Source organism: Nocardia sp. NPDC050378 (assembly GCF_040655675.1).
Taxonomy (GTDB): Bacteria; Actinomycetota; Actinomycetes; order Mycobacteriales; family Mycobacteriaceae; genus Nocardia; species Nocardia coubleae.
Genome location: NZ_JBFAKI010000002.1, coordinates 128,843 through 145,924, shown reverse-complemented (window position 1 = coordinate 145,924; position 17,082 = coordinate 128,843). Strand labels below are relative to the sequence as shown.

Below are 17,082 nucleotides of genomic sequence, written 5' to 3'. Positions count from 1 at the left end.
TCATTCGTCATACCCGGCCGCGCCGTGCACGTGTCGCGTGCCGATCGGCACGACCATCGGCCGCCCCGAGACCGGATCGGTGAGCACCTTCGCGTCGAGTCCGAACACCTCGGCGAGCAGTTCGGCTGTGATGATGTCGGCCGGTTTTCCCTGCGCGACGATGCGGCCCGCCGCCATCACCACCAGTTCGTCGCTGTAGCGGATGGCGAGGTTGAGATCGTGCAGCACCATCACCACGGTGCGTCCGAATTCGGCGTGCAAGCGGTCGACCAGGTCGAGCACTTCCAGCGAGTGCGCGAGGTCGAGATAGGTGGTCGGCTCGTCGAGCAGCAGGATGTCGGTGCCCTGGGCCAGCGCCATCGAGATCCAGGCGCGCTGCCGCTGCCCGCCCGACAGTTCGTCGAGCGTGCGGTCGGCCAGGTCGGCGATGCCGGTCTGGGTCAGGGCGGCGGCGACCTCGGTCTCGTCGTCGGCGGACCACTGCCGCAGCCAGGACTGGTGCGGGTGCCGACCGCGTGCGACGAGATCGGCGACGGTCAACCCTTCCGGCGCGACGGGGGTCTGCGGCAGCATGCCGATCACCCGCGCGACGTCCTTGGTCTTCATCGTCGAGATGGCCTTGCCGTCGAGCACCACCTGACCGTCGCGCGGGCGAAGCAACCGGCCGAGCGACTTGAGCAGCGTCGACTTGCCGCACCCGTTCGGTCCGATCACCGTGGTGACCACGCCGGGGGCGATGTCGAGACTGAGCCCGTCGACGATCACCCGCTCGCCGTAGCCGAGGGAAACGGTGTCGGCGGCGAGGCGATGGGCGGGGCTGGTCATGAGAGCGTGGCCTTCCGGTTCATGCGGACGAGCAGGTAGAGCAGGAACGGCCCGCCGAGCGCGGCGGTGACGATACCGACCGGCAGGTCCACGGGCAGCAGTGCGCGCGAGATGATATCGGCCCCCGCCACCAGCGCGGCGCCGGTGAGCGCCGAGGCGATCAGCGGTTCGCCGGGCGTGCGCAACGCCATGCGGGCGATCTGCGGTGCGGCCAGCGCGACGAACCCGACGGGCCCGACGGCCGCGGTCGCCACCGAGGCGGCGACCACGGACGCCCCGATCAGCAGCGCCTGCTGGGACTGGATCCGCACGCCGAGCACCCGGGTCGACTCCTCGCCGAGGCGCAGCGCGGCCAGCGTGCGCGCCGAGACGAGCGCGACGACGGTGACCACGGTGAGCGCGATCGCGGCGGGTACGACACTGGACATGTCGGCCGCGTCGAGCGAGCCGTTGAGCCAGACCTGGGCGCGGGCGGCGTCGGTGAGGCTGGCGCGGGTGAGCAGCCAGCTGATCGCCGACATGAGTACCGCGTTCACGCCGATACCGATGAGCACGAGCCGGAAACCGGTGACGCCGCGTTCCCCGCCGCCACCGCGTCCCCACGCGAGCAGGTAGATGACGACGGCGGTGAGCAGCCCGCCGGCCAGTGCCGCCAGGGGAGCGCCGACCGTCGCGACGAGACCCGTTGTCGCCCCGCCACTTCCGACCAGTACGGCGACCGCGCCCACACTCGCACCGGTGGTGATACCGAGCACGTCCGGCCCCGCCAGCGGGTTGTGCAGGATGGACTGCATCAGCGCACCCGCGAGACCGAGGGCGGCACCGACCACCACGGCGGTGAGCGCCCGGGGGAGTCGCGATTCGAGCACGATGAACCGCTGCGATCGGGAACCACCCCCGCCGAGGACGTCGAGCACCCGGCTCAGCGGGACATAGGTGTCGCCGACGGCGATATCGACGCAGAACAGCACGAACACAGTCACGGCCAGTGCCACGACGAAACCGAACATCACCGGGCGCAGCACCAGCGACAGCGGACCTACCCGCAACGCGGGACGCACCTTACGCAGATCGGCGGTCGTGTCGATGTCGGCGCTCACAGCGTCACCAGCTTCTTGCGGCGCACCAGGGCGATGAAGAACGGTGCGCCGAGTGCCGCCAGCATCACGCCGACCTGCAGTTCACCCGGCCGCGCGACGACGCGGCCGGTGATATCGGCCGCCAGCAGCAACAGTCCGCCCAGCAGGGCCGAGTAGGGGATCAGCCACCGGTTGTCGGGTCCGGTGACGATGCGTGCGATATGCGGGACCACCAGTCCGAGGAACGCGATCGGCCCGACCGCCGCGGTGGCCGCACCGCTGAGCAGCACCACCGCGACCAGTCCGAACGCGCGCGCCCGGCCGATGTCGACACCGAGCCCGCGTGCCACCTCGTCGCCGAGACCGAACAGGTTCAGGGCGGGCGCGGCGGCCAGGGCCATGCCGAGGCCGATCACGAGGAACGGCAGGACCTGCCAGAACACGTCGGCCTCGCGGCCGTTGACCGTGCCGACCACCCAGAACCGGTAGGTGTCGAGCGCCGCGTTGTCGAGCACGACGACGGCGTTGGTCATCGCCTGCAGGAACGCGGTCACCGCCGCACCGGCGAGCACCAGGCTCAACGGGCTGGCCTTGCCGCCGCCGATCGAGGAGACGCCGAACACGATCAGTCCCGCGATCGCCGACCCGGCGAAGGCGAACCAGATGTACTGACCCGGCGCGGTGAAGCCGAACAGATAGATGCTCAGCGCCGCCAGGAAGCCGGCGCCCGCATTCAGTCCTAACAATCCGGCATCAGCTAGCGGATTCCGGGTATACCCCTGGATGAGCGCGCCCGCGACCCCCAGCGCCATTCCGGCGACGAGGGCCAACGCGGTGCGCGGGAGACGCAGCTCACGCACGATTTCCTCGGCGGTGGAGCGGGCCGGGCATCGGAACGGGCCGCCGTCGCAGCCGAAAGCGTGGGTGACGGCGTCGAACACCGTGGACGGTGCGAGCGAGCGGGTGCCGATGGCGATGCTGGCGACCACTGCCACGGTGAGCAGTACAGCGAGCAGGGCAAGCCCGGCCAGACGACGGCGTCTGACGGTGCCAGGGTGGATCACGGCGACGAACTTCTCCTGCCTCGAAACCGGACACGACTTGTGAAGTCTGGTAAGCCTAACCTATGTTCCGAGACATCATCGTCACGGGAACCAACCGTTCGAGGAGGTTCGATGCCCGAGCCCGTCATTACCACCACCACGACCCGCAACACTCTCGCGTTCGATCGCGCCTGTGCGCGGTTGCAAGCCCTGCAACCGGAGCATCCGCGGGTCTATGCCGTGGCGGCGATGGCCGGACAGGGGAAACGGCGATGGTGGCATGTCCCGAACGGGTTGTCCGAGGGCCGCGTCGAACTGATGTACCGCAGGCACGCCGCGGAGATGATCAACGACGAGATCGCCGCCGAGGTGGTGGCGACCGCGCTCATCCACGCCGTCGTCGGCCGGGTCACCGCGCTGTTCGTGATGTCGGCGCAGGCCTGGGATCCGGGGCGCGACAACCTGTGGATCCACCACGACAACGACGGCGGCATCGACTGGGCGGGCTTGTCCGACACCACGATTCGCGTCGTCGACGGTGACCCGCAGGCCGCCGAGCCCGGCACCGTCGCACTGCCCTGCGAGGCGGCGATGGCGGTGTGGCTGGTGCAGCGCAGCGCGTCGTCGCTGATCCCGTTGCAGTCGGTGCTCACCCGCTGCTCGGGTCTGCCCGCGCGCCGGTTCTGGCCGCTGGTCGGTGAATCCGTCGTCGGCGCGGCCACCTACGTGCCCGATCTGGCACGCACCGATGCCGCCGCCGCGGCGCGCCGTGGCCAGTTGCTGCTCACCGCCTTCGAGGAGCGTGGTTTGCCCGTGCGGCGCAGCAGCGTGCTGCAACGCTGAGCGCGTCGCGCGCTTCACCGGCGCGGTCGCGGGTATAGGTTGCGCATGACCGTTGTCCTGAAGCGGGCTGTCACCACGCCGCTGCTGTACTTCTTCATCCTCGGCGACATTCTGGGCGCCGGGGTGTACGTGCTGGTCGGATCGGTGGCCCGGGAATCCGGTGGCGCCGTGTGGTTGCCGCTCGTCATCGCGCTGGTGCTGGCCACGCTCACCGCCGGTTCGTATGCGGAACTGGCGACGAAGTTCCCGAGGGCGGGCGGATCGGCGCACTATGTCACCCGGGCGTTCGGGCCCGCGGCCGGGTCGTTCGTCGGTTTCTGCATGCTCGCCGCGGGTGTGGTGTCGGTGGGTGCGCTGGCCAGGGCATTCGCGGGGGACTATCTACAGGCGCTGGTCTCGGTGCCCGTCGTCGTGGTGGTCGTGGTGTTTCTCGTGCTGCTCGCGGCGCTGAACATTCGTGGCATCCGGGAGTCGTTGGGCGCCAATGTGGCGGCCACGCTGGTCGAGGTCGGCGGGTTGCTGCTCATCATCGGGCTCGGTCTGTGGGTGATGCTGCGCGGTGATGCGGACCTGAGCCGCCTCACCCAGGTGGGCACCGCCGAACAGGGTGCGGTCGGGGCGGTGCTCGCGGGCTCGGTGCTGGCGTTCTATTCGTTCGTCGGCTTCGAGACCTCGGTGAATCTGGCCGAGGAGGTGAAGGATCCACGCCGGTCCTACCCCACGGCGCTGTTCGGCGCGCTGCTCACGGCCGGGGTGGTGTACGCGCTGATCGGCGTGGTCGCCAGTGCCGCGGTGCCCACCGAGCGGCTGGCGGAGTCGAGCGGACCACTGCTGGAGGTGGTGCGGGTGGCCGGGGAGGTGCCCGACTGGTTGTTCAGCGTGATCGCGCTGGTCGCGGTCGCCAACGGAGCCCTGCTCACCGGCATCATGTCCTCGCGCCTGGCGTACGGCATGGCCCGCGACGGTCTGCTGCCGTCCACGCTCGCCCGGATCCTGCCCGGCAGACGCACACCCTGGGTGGCGATCCTGGCGACATCGTCGGTGTCGTTGCTGCTGGCACTGACCGGCGAAGTCGATTCGCTGGCAGCGACATTGGTGCTGTTGCTGCTGTTCGTCTTCGGTTCCGTCGACGCGGCGGTGCTGGTGTTGCGCCGCGAACCGGGCGAACCGGGCCACTTCCGGATTCCGACCGTCGTGCCCCTGCTCGGTCTGGCGTCGTGCCTGTTCCTGTTCACCCGCATCGACGGTGAGGTCTGGGCGCGCGGGCTGATCCTCGTCGGTCTCGGCGCGGTGCTGGCCGTGGTGAACGCCGTTCGTGCCCGCGGTGGTGTGGACGCGGAAAAACGGGTAGAGCCAGCCGAGGACCCGCAGAGGAGGAAGCTCATGACCACACCACGCGACCGCGACGACGACACCGCCGAACCGAAAGGCGGACGACCGGGACCGAGTGACCAGGGCAAGGACGGTGGCATGGCCACCCGCGAAGTCGCCCCCGATGTCGCCGAGACCGACGAGGGTGCGCAGGAACCGCCGGACTAGCCGACGGCACCCCGGCCGGTCACGGCGTCGGCGAGCCTGCGGAACGAGCGCAATAGCAGCTCGCCGTAGTGGTCGGGGTCAGGCATCATCACGGCGTTGGTGGTGATGGTGACGGCGAGTTCCGCGCCCTGCGAGGTGATGAGATGGCGCAGGCCGTCGCCGTCGTGGATCGGCAGCGCACCGAGCACGCGCACCAGCGGCCGTCCGGCGAACCTCAGGTCGTCGCGGACCGGTGGCACATTGCTGATCGTGGTGTTGCTCAGCGGGATCGAGGTCGCCTCGTCGAACCGGCGCAGGGTGCGCGCCCAGCCCGCGGCTCGCAGCAGCAGGGCGGGCGCGGTCTCGACGCGCGACTCGGTGCGCAGGGTGACCGGGTCGGCGGCAGTGGCCTTGGCCCGCTTCGCCGATTCCGCGATCGCGAGCAGTCGCCGCACCGGGTCGTCGATGTCGGTGTGCAGATCGACGAACATCTGGGTGAGCTGATTCACCGAATCCCACCGCGCCACACCGCGCATCGACATCGGGACCATGGCCGCGAGGGAAGCCTCGGGTGTCTCGTCGTGCTCGGCCAGATACGCCGCGAGCGCGCCCGACACGGTGGTCAGCATCAGGTCGTTGACGGTGACCCGGATCGGGCACGCCGCCTGCACGGCGCGGACCTCGGCCATCGAGAGGGTGACGACATGCAGGGTCAGCGGTGCGTGGATATCGCGGTTGAAGCGGGTCACGGGTTGCTGGGTCACCGCGCTTCCGTCGCCGGGTGCCCGGGTCCGGGCCATGCCGAGGGCGAATCGTGCGGGAGCGGTGAGCGCAGTGGCGGCGGTCCGCAAGGCCGCGCCGATCAGGTCGTCGCCGCCGAGTTCGACCTCGGGGGCGGGCGCGTCGCCGAAGAGTTTCGCCTCGAGTTCGCGGGTCGCGACCCCGTCGCAGACGCTGTGGTGGAGTTTGAGCACCACCACCGTCGCCGTCCCGATCCCCGGCACCTCACGTACCCGGTCCAGGACATGGATCTCCCACGGCGGCTTGACGAGATCCATTCTCGTCGAAGCGAGTTCGGCGATCCGCCGCTGGGCGACGGGCCAGGTATCCGGCGTGTCGAGGAAGACGTGATCGGCCATGTTCGCCACCGGAGCGGGCACCCAGTACGGCAGGTCGAGATCGAAGGGGGTGCGGCGCAGGCGGCGGTGGAACAAGGGCGAGTGGCCGAGACGAGCCCGCGCCCACTCGCGGACCTCGCGCGTGCTCAGGGGCGCGGTGCCGTCGTCGGCGAAGACGTAGACCGCGACGATATGGGAGAGGTGCCGGTCGGTCTCGTCGTAGACGAACACCGCGTCGCGCGGCGCCAATCGCCCGGGGCGTACCCGCAGAATACTCACAGGCCGAGCGCCGTCGCCATCATCGGCCAGGAAGCGTGCAGATCGTCTTCCCAATAACCCCATGAATGAGTTCCGGTCGCGCGCATATTGTAGGTGATATTCGTCCGCCCGAGTTCGCGTGTCCGCTGGGCCATCTGCGCGGTGCAATACATGGTCGCCGCTTCGATTCCGCCGCCGACGAGCATTTGATTCTGCAGAATGGACGCGGGGTTTTTTCCTTCGACATGTACCCGGGGATTGGCGAGGGTGTCGTGCACGCCCGGCAATCCACTTCCGGCGGCGATATAGATCGGGATATCGGGCAGCCGATGCGCTTGCACATACGGGTCGTGCTCGCGCCAGGCGGCGTCGCCTGCCTGCCCCCACATGTTCTCCACCTTGCCGCCGCCGAGGCGGACCACGAGCGAGACGAACTCGCGGCCCACCGGGTCGCTCGTCATCGCGCAGCCGCTGTAGGAGGCGACGCTCCGGTAGAGCTGTGGGGCCTGGATGGCCAGGTCGAGGACCGAACTGCCTGCCATCGAGATGCCGGCCAGCGAGTTCACGCCCGTGGTGCCGAAAGCCGCGTCGATCACAGGCGGCAACTCCTGGGTGAGGAAGGTCGTCCACTTGTTGACGCCGTTGTTCTTCAGGTTCTTCGCCAGTCCGGGGTCGGGCTGCTGCCAGTCGGTGTAGTAGCTGAACGCCCCTTCCATCGGCATCACGACATTGACGTGCTTACCGGCGAAGAACTCGGCCGCATTCGTCTGACCTGCCCAGTTGGCCGAATCCTCGCCGCCGCCCGCACCGTTGAGCAGGTACAGCGTCGGGGCGGGAGTCGCGGTGTCGGCGGGGCGAAGCACGCGCAGCGCGATGGTGCGGTCCATCGACGGCGAATAGACGCTGATCTCGGCGGTCTGGCCGGTCTGACCGCGGCTCACCAGGTGGGCGCCGGGCGCGGCGGTCGCCCGCGGGCCGTCGGCGAGCACGGGAGCGGTGGCCAGCGCGGCGACACAGGCGGCGGCGAGGAGGGTGCGGAATGCGGGTGTGTTCATCGGTGGTACGAGCCTGCTGACTTCTCGAAGAGCTACCGGGGGCCGGCCGGTGGGCCGGCCCCCGTGACAGAGCTGAGGGCTACTTGCCGGGCGACGGCGTGCCGCCGCTCGCCGAGATGAGCGCCTGCACGAAGGGCAACGCCGCATTGCTGAGGCTGCCGGCGCCGGTCTCCAGCAGTTCGTAGAGGGATCCCATGTGTTTCTCCTGGTGGTGATGGTGAATCAGGCTCGCGTCAACGGGCGAGCCGGGTGACCGGACGGCCGGATTACGGGAAGAAGGCTTCCACCGAACCGAGGAAGACGGCGAGCAGACCGTCGCCTTCGGCAGCCGAACCGAGTCCCGCGATGGCCGCGGTCAGAAGCTCACTCAACGAGCCCATGTATCTCTCCTTGCGTTGTGGCCACACCAGGCTTCGATGTGACGCCGGTAACGTAACCCGTTGCCCCAGGTGTGGCAACCCAATGTTTCACTCCGATCGAACTGTTCATATTTTTCTTCCGGGCGGAATCAACTTGCGGATTGCCGACGGGGTGCGCCGGTACTAGGTGTGACCTGTGGTTACTGCCACTGTCTGGCACAGTTATCGGCCGTTCGGCAGTGAACACTGATGTACAGGGAAAGAGTGTCAAGGGGGCTTTTTCCCGCTGTGAACTGCGGTGGTGCGATGAGCTTCGGCGCTGTGCCTGTGTGCGTCGACGGGCGGGGTGTGCGGTGCTGGATGTCGTGTCGGACCCGAGTGCGTTGCGGCGCGGGTGCGTCGAACCGGTGTTGCCAGGTGGACGCGCAAGCCCCTGCTTTCGGGGTTATGCCTCGGCGCGATCGTTTCCGGCGGCGTTCTCCGGACGTTGTGTGGCTATGTCGTACAGCTATTGAACGGTAACCCGCGCTGGTGTTGTGAACGGGCCGGAGGGGGCTCGTCGGCCCGCTCCCGACCCGCTCGCCTGATCGCTACTTACCCGGTGACGGCGTCCCGCCGCTGGCCGTGATCAGTGCCTGGACGAAGGGCAGCGCGCCTTCGCTGAGACTGGCCGCGCCGGTCTGCAGCAGTTCGTAGAGAGATCCCATGGTGTTCTCCTTTCGGGAATAGGTGATCGATTACGGGAAGAAGGCTTCGACGGAGCCGAGGAACACGGCGAGCAAACCGTCCCCTTCGGCGGCGGAACCCAGTCCCGCAATTCCTGCCATCATCAATTCGGTGAGTGAACCCACAACGGTTCTCCTTGCGATATTTTTCGGATCTGCATCACCTGCGGTCACCCGCCGTGATGCCGGTAACGTAGCCGCCGACGATTTCGTGTGATCCGATTTTTGGCGTATCCGGACAATTCATCCCGAATTCTTTCCGACGGAAAGTATCTCGCCGGGTTGGCGAACGTCACTACCGCTGATGCTGTGACCTGTGTCGACGCACAAGGCTTGTCACGCGTCGCCCTTCCGTCGGCGAGCCGCGTCAATCCCCCTGTCCGCCACCGGGGGTGGGCAGCAGCACCTGTCCGCCGGTGGCCGGGCACTCGGCGCGGCCGGTGACGAGCATCAGCAACTCCGCGGCAGTGCCCGTCACCACCGTCCCCGATCCAGCTGTCCACCCGGTGTCGGTCGCGCACAGCTGGTATCCGGTGAGCCGCTCGGGAGCGTGGAACGGCGCACCCATCGCCCATACCCGCTCCAGCGACCACTGCGCGGGCTCCGTCGGCGCGACCCGCTCGATGCCGAGCGGCACGGCGATGTCCTGTCCGTGTACGAGCAGGTCCATCAACCGGTCGAGCGGCGTCGTGCCGATCGGTGTCGCACGCGACCCGATCGTTTCCCGCAGCTGTGCGAGCAGTCCCGTGGTGGTCGTCCGGTCGGCGTACCGAACGGCACTGTCGTGGATGAGCCGGTCGATGTTTCCCCGCGCCCGCACCAGTTCCACCGCAATCGTCGCGAGCGTGAACCGGGTCGCGAGCACTAGATGGGCAACCACATCGCGAACTCGCCACCGCGCGCACAACGACGCTGCGTCCCACTCGGATTCGTCGAGCCCGGCCAGCAGCTCGACCAGGGTGGTGCGCTCCTCGGCCACGCGCCGCCAGACGGTGTCCGCGCTCGGTCGTTCGATTGTCATCCTGTCTCCTTCGGTCGATGTCGTCGGTACCGTAGGAGCTCCACCGAGGTGGAGGTGCCAGGAGAGGTGACGCACAACACACGTCTGACGATCGGTGAGCTCGCCGCGAGAACCGGCGTCGCGGTGCGCACCATCCGCTACTACTGCGACGAAGGGTTGCTGGCTGCCGAGCGCACGTCGACCGGGCATCGGATCTTCGGGCCGGACGCGATCGACCGCCTCGTCCTGCTGCGCCGCCTGCGCGCACTGGGAATCGGCTTGTCCGCTATCGCCGACGTCCTCGCGGGCACCCGTGCCCTAGGGGAGGTGATCGCCGCCGAACGCGAAGCGGTCGTCGGCGAGCTCGCCGCGCTGCGCCGACGCGAGGCACTGCTGACCGCGGTGACCGGAGGTGCCGGTGAGGTCGGCGACGGGGTGAATCTGATCGCGGCCGTTGCCGAGCCGGCTGCCGCGCGCGACGTGCTCGTCGACTTCTGGCGGAATCAGCTCGCCCCGCTGCCCGCACCCGTGCTGCACGACTTCATCGAGATGAATGTGCCGAGCCCTCCGGTCGATCCCGACCCGCAGCATCTGCTGACCTACGCCGAACTCGTGGCGGCCGTGCGTGATCCACGGCTGAAGGCGGCGATGTTCGACACCGTCCGGCACAGCGCCGTTCCTGGAGTGCGTGACGAAAAGGGCTTGCTGCTGTCCGTCGCGCAGGCGTGTCTCTCGGCGGTCCCGCTCGTCGCGATCGGCGAGCAACCTCGGCCCGGTGCCGAACTCGACCATTACGTGCACGCCCACGCCGCCGCTCGCGCCGAGCGAGATACTCCGGAATTCCGTAGGCGATTGGCCCTCGGCGCCGCCGACCACCGCGTCCGCCGCTACTGGCATCTCACCACGGCCCTGACGGGTGAGCCGGTCACCTCCGGCGCCGCGCACCTGTGGCTCTTCGACGCCTTGACCGAATCGGTCGCACGATCGGCGGGCTGAACCCGCCGGGGGGCGAACGAGGGGAGGCCACCGGGTGGCCTCCCCTCAGGGGACGATCAGGGAACCACTTCGACGATGTCGCCGGGTTCGAGCCATTCGTAGTGCGCCTTGGCGCCCTCGGGGGTCAGGCGGATGCAGCCGTGGGACTGCTCCTCGGTAGGGCCGATGTGGTAGGCGATGTCGCCGTTGAAGAAGATCGCGTATTCCATGGGGGCGTTGTGCAGGGTGCTCCAGTGGAACGGCTTCTTGAACGCCACCTTGAAGGTGCCCGGCGGCGTAACCGGGGCGGCCGTGCGACATCGGGGTGGGACCGTAGGTCACCTTGCCGTTGTCCATCAGCCACGCGTTGTTGGTGGACAGCTGCAGGCACGCGCGGGCCTGCTCGCTGCACGGCGCCACCACCGGTTCCGGTTCGGGCGCGGGAACGATGGCGGGCACGCCGGGGATATCGGGCCCACCGGGCCACAGTGGTTCGGCCTGCACGGGTGCGGCGAGCGCGGTGCCGACCACCGCCGCACACATCGCCGCGCCCGCGGCCCACCGGGGAATACGACTACTACTCACGAAATCTTGCCTCTCTCGCCGCGCCCACCCCTGGTCGTCGTACGCCCAGAACATGAGCTTTCACCATCGACACAAGCCTCGGAACATAGAGGTGTGAACGATCATGGAGTATTGCGATTGTGTTGAGCAAGCCCTGGATATCGCTACCGGCGCGTCGCATCCGGGCAGCCACTTGACCACTTAGGTAAGCCTGACCTATGCTCATCGTGGCGTATGGATGAGCCGGTGGTCCCGAGGGCTGCGGTCGACCCCCTCGTTCCTGCCGCGGCGGGCTCCGTTCTCGTAACGGGGTCCGCCGCTTCGTTTTCCCGGTGGCGACGCCGGATTTCTGATGGTGTAAACCGGACGGTATGAGCGAAAACTCCCTGTCGTGGGCCGATATCACGCCCGAGCTGATGACCAAGATGAGCGAAGGCACCTTCACCGACCTCATCGGCATGCGCTTCACCGAGGTCTCCGCCGACCGCGTGCGCGGCGAATGGGAGGTGCGCCCCCAGTTGCACCAGCCCGCCGGCATCCAGAACGGCGGCGTGTACTGCACGGTGATCGAAACCCTCGCCAGCGTCGGCGCCAGCGTCTGGTTCGGTGAGCGCGGTCAGGTGGTCGGCGTCAACAACAACACCGACTTCCTGCGCGCCGTGCGCGAGGGCACCCTCACCGGCGAGGCCACCCCGATTCATCGCGGCCGCAGCCAGCAGCTGTGGGTCGTGGTGATCACCGACGCCGAGGGGCGCATGGTCGCTCGCGGTCAGGTCCGCCTGCAGAATCTGGCCGCCTGACCTCACCGCGGTCCTCGGCCCGCTGCGACCTTTCCTGCCACATGGCGCACATCGCGGTGCGCGATCAGCCATTCGCCGTCGTGCTGCTCGAACTCGTCGCGGACGAGCCCGATCACCGTCCAGTCCGCGGGCCTGCCGGCGTCCGGGTTCGAAAACCAGTGCCAGACGGTGGCGTACGCGGTGAGCAACGGGCGGTCGCCGGTCCATTCGATGGTCGCCTGCCCGATCACATGGGCCACCGGAGCGCGCTGGGACTTCGGCACCCGGCTCATATAGTCGGTGAACGAGTCGCGTCCGTGGAAGCGAACGGGTGGGCCGGGCATGATCCGGTATTCGATCAGGGCGTCGGGGGTGAAGCATTCGGAGAAGCGTTCACTGTCCTGGGTGTCGGCGATCCGGAAGAACTTGTAGAAGGTCCGGAAGATGGCGCGCTCGGCTTCGATCGTCGTGAGCAGTGGGTCGCGTGGTCCGGTCACATCGGGTCCTTATGCGTATCAATGGTTCTCGTAGGCGCGCAGCAACGTGCCGACGGTGCGCATCTCTGCGGTGGTGACCTTGCCGGTACCGAGGTGGGTCCGGCCCTCCAGCGGTCCGGCGATCAGAGCGGGGAACTGTTCGCCCGCGGTCGCCGGGTCGTAGTCGGCCGGACAGGGCCAGGCGCGCGAATCGGTCGGCGAGTGCTTCGCCCAGCCGGTAGTTCGCCGTTGACGCCACCCCTGGAGTCTAACCGGATTCTGGCGAAAAGTTGCCTCGCTGGTTCAATTTTCTAGACCAGTGTGAACAGCTAACGGCCGGCGTCGGCGCCTCGGTCGACCGGGGTGTCGAAGGCGAGTACGCAGTCATTTCGGGCAGGTTTCTGGCGGTGCTTCGTTAACTTCTCGTTAATCGAGCCGGGTTCGCCCCAGGTCACGGTGTCGGCACAAGACCCCTGGGATCGCGCACGTGCCAGAATGTCGCTCACCGACCACGACCCGCCCGAGGAGAACCCCGATGCGACTGTCGCCGCACGAACAGGAACGGCTGCTGCTGAGTTACGCGGCCGAGCTGGCGCGGCGCAGGCAGGCCAGGGGTCTCAAGCTCAACCATCCCGAGGCGGTCGCGCTCATCACCGACCACGTGCTCGAGGGTGCGCGGGACGGGCGAACCGTCGCGGAACTGATGTCCTCGGGCCGCCAGGTGCTTACCAGGGACGACGTGATGGCGGGTGTGCCGGAGATGATCCACGATGTTCAGGTCGAGGCGACCTTCCCGGACGGAACCAAACTCGTCACCGTGCACCACCCGATCGGATAAGAACAATGATTCCCGGTGAGTACCTGTGTGCCGAGGGCACGATCGAACTGAACGCGGGCGCGGTACGCGTCGAATTGGACGTGGTCAATACCGGTGACCGCCCGGTGCAGGTGGGCAGCCACGTCCACTTCCCGCAGTCCAACGCGGCACTGGACTTCGACCGTGCCGCCGCCTACGGGCACCGCCTCGACATCCCGGCGGGCACGGCCGTCCGCTTCGAACCCGGTCTGCCGCAACGGGTTTCACTGGTTCCCATCGGTGGCACCCGCGAGGTATACGGCATCAACGCCGACGCACCGGGTCGCCTCGATGGCTGAGCGTTCGATGAGTGGGCGCCACCGAACACCGCACGCCGTTTCGCCGCAGCTTCCGGGAGAGAGCCGATGACCGAACTCAGCCGCGCCCGCTACGCCGAACTGTTCGGCCCGACCACCGGCGACCGGATCCGGCTGGCCGACACCGACCTGCTCATCGAGATCACCGAAGACCGTTGCGGCGGACCGGGACTGGCGGGCGAGGAAGCCGTCTTCGGCGGCGGCAAGGTGCTGCGCGAGTCGATGGGGCAGTCGCGCGCCACCCGCGCCGACGGCGCACCCGACACCGTCATCACCGGGGTGGTGATCGTCGACCACTGGGGCATCGTCAAGGCCGATGTCGGCATCCGCGACGGCCGTATCCGCGGAATCGGCAAGGCGGGCAACCCCGACACCATGTCGGGCGTGCACCCCGACCTCGTCATCGGCCCGGCGACGGAGATCATCGCGGGCAACGGCCGCATCCTCACCGCGGGCGCCATCGACTGCCACGTGCACTTCATCTGCCCGCAGCTGATGGAGGAGGCCCTCGGCGGCGGCATCACCACCCTCATCGGCGGCGGCACCGGCCCGGCCGAGGGTTCCAAGGCCACCACCGTCACACCCGGTTCCTGGCACCTGGCCCGGATGCTGGAATCGCTCGACCACTGGCCGCTGAACATCGTGCTGCTCGGCAAGGGCAACACGGTGAGCCAGGAATCCATGTGGGAGCAATTACGTGGCGGCGCATCGGGATTCAAGCTGCACGAGGACTGGGGTTCCACCCCGGCCGCCATCGATGCCTGCCTCACCGTCGCCGACGCGGCGGGCGTACAGGTGGCGCTGCACTCCGACACCCTGAACGAGGCGGGCTTCGTCGAGGACACCCTCGCCGCCATCGCGGGCCGTGGCATCCACGCCTACCACACCGAGGGCGCGGGCGGCGGCCACGCACCCGACATCATCACGGTCGCTTCGCATCTCAACGTGCTGCCCAGTTCGACCAACCCCACCCGCCCGCACACCGTCAACACCCTCGACGAACACCTCGACATGCTGATGGTGTGCCACCACCTGAGTCCGTCGATCCCGGAGGATCTGGCCTTCGCCGAATCCCGCATCCGGCCCTCGACGATCGCCGCCGAAGACCTGCTCCACGACCTGGGCGCCATCTCCATGATCGGCTCGGATTCCCAGGCCATGGGGCGCATCGGTGAGGTGGTGCTGCGCACCTGGCAGACGGCGCACGTGATGAAACGCCGTCGCGGTGCGCTGCCGGGCGACGGCGCCGCCGACAATGCCCGCGTCCAGCGCTACATCGCGAAATACACCATCTGCCCGGCTGTTTCGCACGGACTCGACGACGAGATCGGTTCGGTGGAAGTCGGCAAACTGGCCGATCTGGTGCTGTGGGAACCGGCGTTCTTCGGTGTCCGACCGCACGTGGTCCTCAAGGGCGGCATGATCGCCTGGGCCGCGATGGGCGACGCCAACGCCTCCATCCCCACCCCCCAACCCGTCCTGCCGCGCCCGATGTTCGGTGCCGCCGCTCCCGCCGCGGCCGCCACCTCCCTGCACTTCGTCTCCGAGCAGGCCATCGACGACCGTCTCGCCGACCGCCTCGACGTCCGCCGAAAACTGGTCCCCGTCAAGAACGTCCGCCGCGTCACCAAGACCGACATGCCCCACAACGACGCCATGCCACGCATCGAGGTCGACCCCGACACCTTCACCGTCCGCGTAGACGGCGAGGTCTGGACCGAGGCCCCCGCCACCGAACTCCCCATGGCCCAGCGCTACTTCCTGTTCTGAGGGCCCGCCGGGTGTCGGCGGCCGGCGGTGGTCTCGGCGCGATCCGAGCCGGGCGGGTACCGGCATTGTCGTCGAGATCCTCGACAGTCCGGCGGTTGCCGCTGTGTGGTGCCGGGTGGTGGCAGACTGCGGGTATGACCAGTGCTGAGTGGGCCGATGTCGACAGTTATCTCGTCAGTGCGCTCGTCGGGGAGGAGGGGGTGCCCGCGCTGCAGGCGAACGCCACTGCTGGGCTGCCCGCGATCGATGTGTCGCCGCCGCAGGGGAAGTTGCTGAACCTGTTGGCACGCACCGCTCGTGCGCGTCGGGTGCTCGAGATCGGCACGCTCGGCGGGTACAGCACCGAATGGCTCGCGCGTGCGGTCGGTGCGGGCGGGACCGTGGTGACCCTGGAATTCGAGCCGCGCCATGCCAAGGTCGCGCGGGAGAACCTGGACCGGGCCGGGGTGGGGGAGCGCGTCGACATCCGGGTCGGCGCCGCACTCGACACCCTGCCCGAGGTCGCCGAGGACAGCAGCGAGCCGTTCGATCTGGTCTTCATCGACGCCGACAAGGTGAACAACTCGAACTATGTGCAGTGGGCGCTGCGGCTGACCCGTCCGGGTTCGGTGATCATCGTCGACAATGTGGTGCGCGGCGGGGCGGTCGCCGACGAGCACTCCGACGACCCGAACGTGCGCGCCAGTCGCGAACTGATCGACCTGCTCGCCGCCGAACCGAGCCTGGACGCCACGGTGATCCAGACCGTCGGCGCCAAAGGGTGGGACGGTTTCGCGTACGCGGTGGTCAACGGCCCGGAGGCCTAGCGGTACGGCCTCGTCGCCGATGGCTGGTTTCGTGTCGGTACGACAGGGGTAGCGGTGGGCCGGGTACCCGGACCTGTCGGCGGCGTGCCGGTACCGCGACGGGTCGCGCTCGCCCGGGTCAGCGCACGGGTGACAGTGCCCGGGGCGACAGCGGCTGCGCGCCGGTCGCGATGTCGATGGCTTCGGCCAGGTCGAGCCGCAGTTCGTGATCCGATGCCGGTGCGGGTCCGTCGTGGTGGGTGATGCCCTCGGCGGTGCGTACGTAGTGCAGCACGGTGTCGCCGATATGCACGGTGACGGTGCCCGCGTCGACGACCCGCGCGAGGGCCCGGCCCAGGGGCAGGGCCAGCCAATGCGCGCGCACCGCGTCGGTGGGATTGCGCTGCCCCAGCAGCGGCGCACCCCACCCGGCCAGCGCGTCGAGCACCGGTCGCAGCCCCCGGCCGAGTTCGGTGAGCTCATAGCTCGAACGCATCCCGTTGCGGTGGTGGGTGAGCACACCGTCGCGCTCGAGCCCCTTGAGCCGGGTCGCGAGCATATCGGTGCTTATCCCGGGCAGGTCGGCGAACAGATCACTGTAACGGCGTGGGCCGGAACACAATTCGCGGACAACGAGCAGGCTCCACCGGTCCCCGACGAGGTCGAGCGCGCGGCTCACGGCGCAGTAGTGGTCGTAGCTTCGGCGTGACACGGCTATCACTCTAACCTGATACTTG

At 68.5% G+C, this 17,082-nt stretch carries 17 protein-coding genes; 8 read left to right on the top strand and 9 right to left on the bottom strand.

What is annotated here, in order from left to right; all coding sequences use genetic code 11:
• The 3 genes from AB0I35_RS04595 to AB0I35_RS04585 all read right to left on the bottom strand — a co-directional run bounded on the left by AB0I35_RS04595 (position 1) and on the right by AB0I35_RS04585 (position 2,968).
• Positions 1–825, bottom strand: coding sequence for an ABC transporter ATP-binding protein (locus AB0I35_RS04595; protein ID WP_357394376.1), 825 nt, complete (start codon positions 823–825; stop codon positions 1–3).
• Positions 822–1,835 (bottom strand): iron chelate uptake ABC transporter family permease subunit, encoded by a 1,014-nt coding sequence (locus AB0I35_RS04590; protein ID WP_245655234.1) that lies wholly within the window; start codon positions 1,833–1,835, stop codon positions 822–824. Before AB0I35_RS04590 ends, AB0I35_RS04595 begins: the two co-directional genes overlap by 4 nt.
• Before the next feature lie 86 nt (positions 1,836–1,921).
• On the bottom strand, positions 1,922–2,968 hold the full coding sequence (locus AB0I35_RS04585) for an iron ABC transporter permease (protein WP_357394374.1): 1,047 nt from the start codon (positions 2,966–2,968) through the stop codon (positions 1,922–1,924).
• A gap of 111 nt (positions 2,969–3,079) precedes the next feature.
• Between AB0I35_RS04585 and AB0I35_RS04580 the strand changes: the two genes are divergently transcribed.
• Both AB0I35_RS04580 and AB0I35_RS04575 read left to right on the top strand, forming a co-directional pair.
• Entirely contained in the window at positions 3,080–3,790 is a 711-nt protein-coding gene (locus AB0I35_RS04580; protein ID WP_357394373.1) for a hypothetical protein, read from the top strand.
• 45 nt (positions 3,791–3,835) lie between these two features.
• Positions 3,836–5,329 (top strand): APC family permease, encoded by a 1,494-nt coding sequence (locus tag AB0I35_RS04575; protein ID WP_357394371.1) that lies wholly within the window; start codon positions 3,836–3,838, stop codon positions 5,327–5,329.
• Here the strand turns inward: AB0I35_RS04575 and AB0I35_RS04570 are convergent.
• The 3 genes from AB0I35_RS04570 to AB0I35_RS04560 form a co-directional block, all read right to left on the bottom strand.
• Positions 5,326–6,705: a wax ester/triacylglycerol synthase family O-acyltransferase gene (locus AB0I35_RS04570; RefSeq protein ID WP_357394369.1), complete on the bottom strand. Its 1,380-nt coding sequence runs from the start codon at positions 6,703–6,705 to the stop codon at positions 5,326–5,328. The genes AB0I35_RS04575 and AB0I35_RS04570 overlap by 4 nt on opposite strands.
• On the bottom strand, positions 6,702–7,739 hold the full coding sequence (locus tag AB0I35_RS04565; RefSeq protein ID WP_357394368.1) for an alpha/beta hydrolase family protein: 1,038 nt from the start codon (positions 7,737–7,739) through the stop codon (positions 6,702–6,704). The genes AB0I35_RS04570 and AB0I35_RS04565 overlap by 4 nt, the downstream gene beginning before the upstream one ends.
• 1,451 nt (positions 7,740–9,190) lie before the next feature.
• Positions 9,191–9,844 carry a maleylpyruvate isomerase family mycothiol-dependent enzyme gene (locus AB0I35_RS04560; protein WP_357394366.1) on the bottom strand — a complete coding sequence of 218 codons (654 nt, stop codon included), beginning with the start codon at positions 9,842–9,844 and terminating at the stop codon, positions 9,191–9,193.
• Between the two features lie 66 nt (positions 9,845–9,910).
• Here AB0I35_RS04560 and AB0I35_RS04555 point away from each other — a divergent pair, with 66 nt between their 5' ends.
• The gene (locus AB0I35_RS04555; protein ID WP_357394365.1) at positions 9,911–10,819 is read left to right on the top strand and encodes a MerR family transcriptional regulator; all 909 of its coding nucleotides are present in this window, start codon (positions 9,911–9,913) and stop codon (positions 10,817–10,819) included.
• Between the two features lie 56 nt (positions 10,820–10,875).
• Here the strand turns inward: AB0I35_RS04555 and AB0I35_RS04550 are convergent, their stop codons facing one another.
• Positions 10,876–11,076, bottom strand: coding sequence for a L,D-transpeptidase (locus AB0I35_RS04550; RefSeq protein WP_357394363.1), 201 nt, complete (start codon positions 11,074–11,076; stop codon positions 10,876–10,878).
• A gap of 657 nt (positions 11,077–11,733) precedes the next feature.
• Between AB0I35_RS04550 and AB0I35_RS04545 the strand changes: the two genes are divergently transcribed.
• Positions 11,734–12,162 (top strand): PaaI family thioesterase, encoded by a 429-nt coding sequence (locus AB0I35_RS04545; protein WP_357394361.1) that lies wholly within the window; start codon positions 11,734–11,736, stop codon positions 12,160–12,162.
• 2 nt (positions 12,163–12,164) lie between these two features.
• On the opposite strand, the gene AB0I35_RS04540 is transcribed toward AB0I35_RS04545, so the two are convergent.
• On the bottom strand, positions 12,165–12,638 hold the full coding sequence (locus AB0I35_RS04540) for a nuclear transport factor 2 family protein (RefSeq protein ID WP_357394359.1): 474 nt from the start codon (positions 12,636–12,638) through the stop codon (positions 12,165–12,167).
• A 514-nt stretch (positions 12,639–13,152) separates the two neighbouring features.
• Here AB0I35_RS04540 and AB0I35_RS04535 point away from each other — a divergent pair.
• From AB0I35_RS04535 to AB0I35_RS04520, 4 genes are all read left to right on the top strand, one after another.
• Complete coding sequence (locus AB0I35_RS04535) at positions 13,153–13,455, top strand: urease subunit gamma (RefSeq protein ID WP_357394358.1); 303 nt, start codon at positions 13,153–13,155, stop codon at positions 13,453–13,455.
• Between the two features lie 5 nt (positions 13,456–13,460).
• Positions 13,461–13,772 carry an urease subunit beta gene (locus AB0I35_RS04530; RefSeq protein WP_357394356.1) on the top strand — a complete coding sequence of 104 codons (312 nt, stop codon included), beginning with the start codon at positions 13,461–13,463 and terminating at the stop codon, positions 13,770–13,772.
• Positions 13,773–13,838: 66 nt separating this feature from the next.
• On the top strand, positions 13,839–15,560 hold the full coding sequence (locus tag AB0I35_RS04525) for an urease subunit alpha (protein WP_357394354.1): 1,722 nt from the start codon (positions 13,839–13,841) through the stop codon (positions 15,558–15,560).
• Positions 15,561–15,694: 134 nt separating this feature from the next.
• Positions 15,695–16,366, top strand: coding sequence for an O-methyltransferase (locus AB0I35_RS04520; RefSeq protein ID WP_357394352.1), 672 nt, complete (start codon positions 15,695–15,697; stop codon positions 16,364–16,366).
• A gap of 118 nt (positions 16,367–16,484) precedes the next feature.
• Here AB0I35_RS04520 and AB0I35_RS04515 read toward each other — a convergent pair whose 3' ends face one another.
• Positions 16,485–17,057 carry a helix-turn-helix domain-containing protein gene (locus tag AB0I35_RS04515; RefSeq protein ID WP_357394350.1) on the bottom strand — a complete coding sequence of 191 codons (573 nt, stop codon included), beginning with the start codon at positions 17,055–17,057 and terminating at the stop codon, positions 16,485–16,487.
• Positions 17,058–17,082 lie beyond the last annotated feature (25 nt).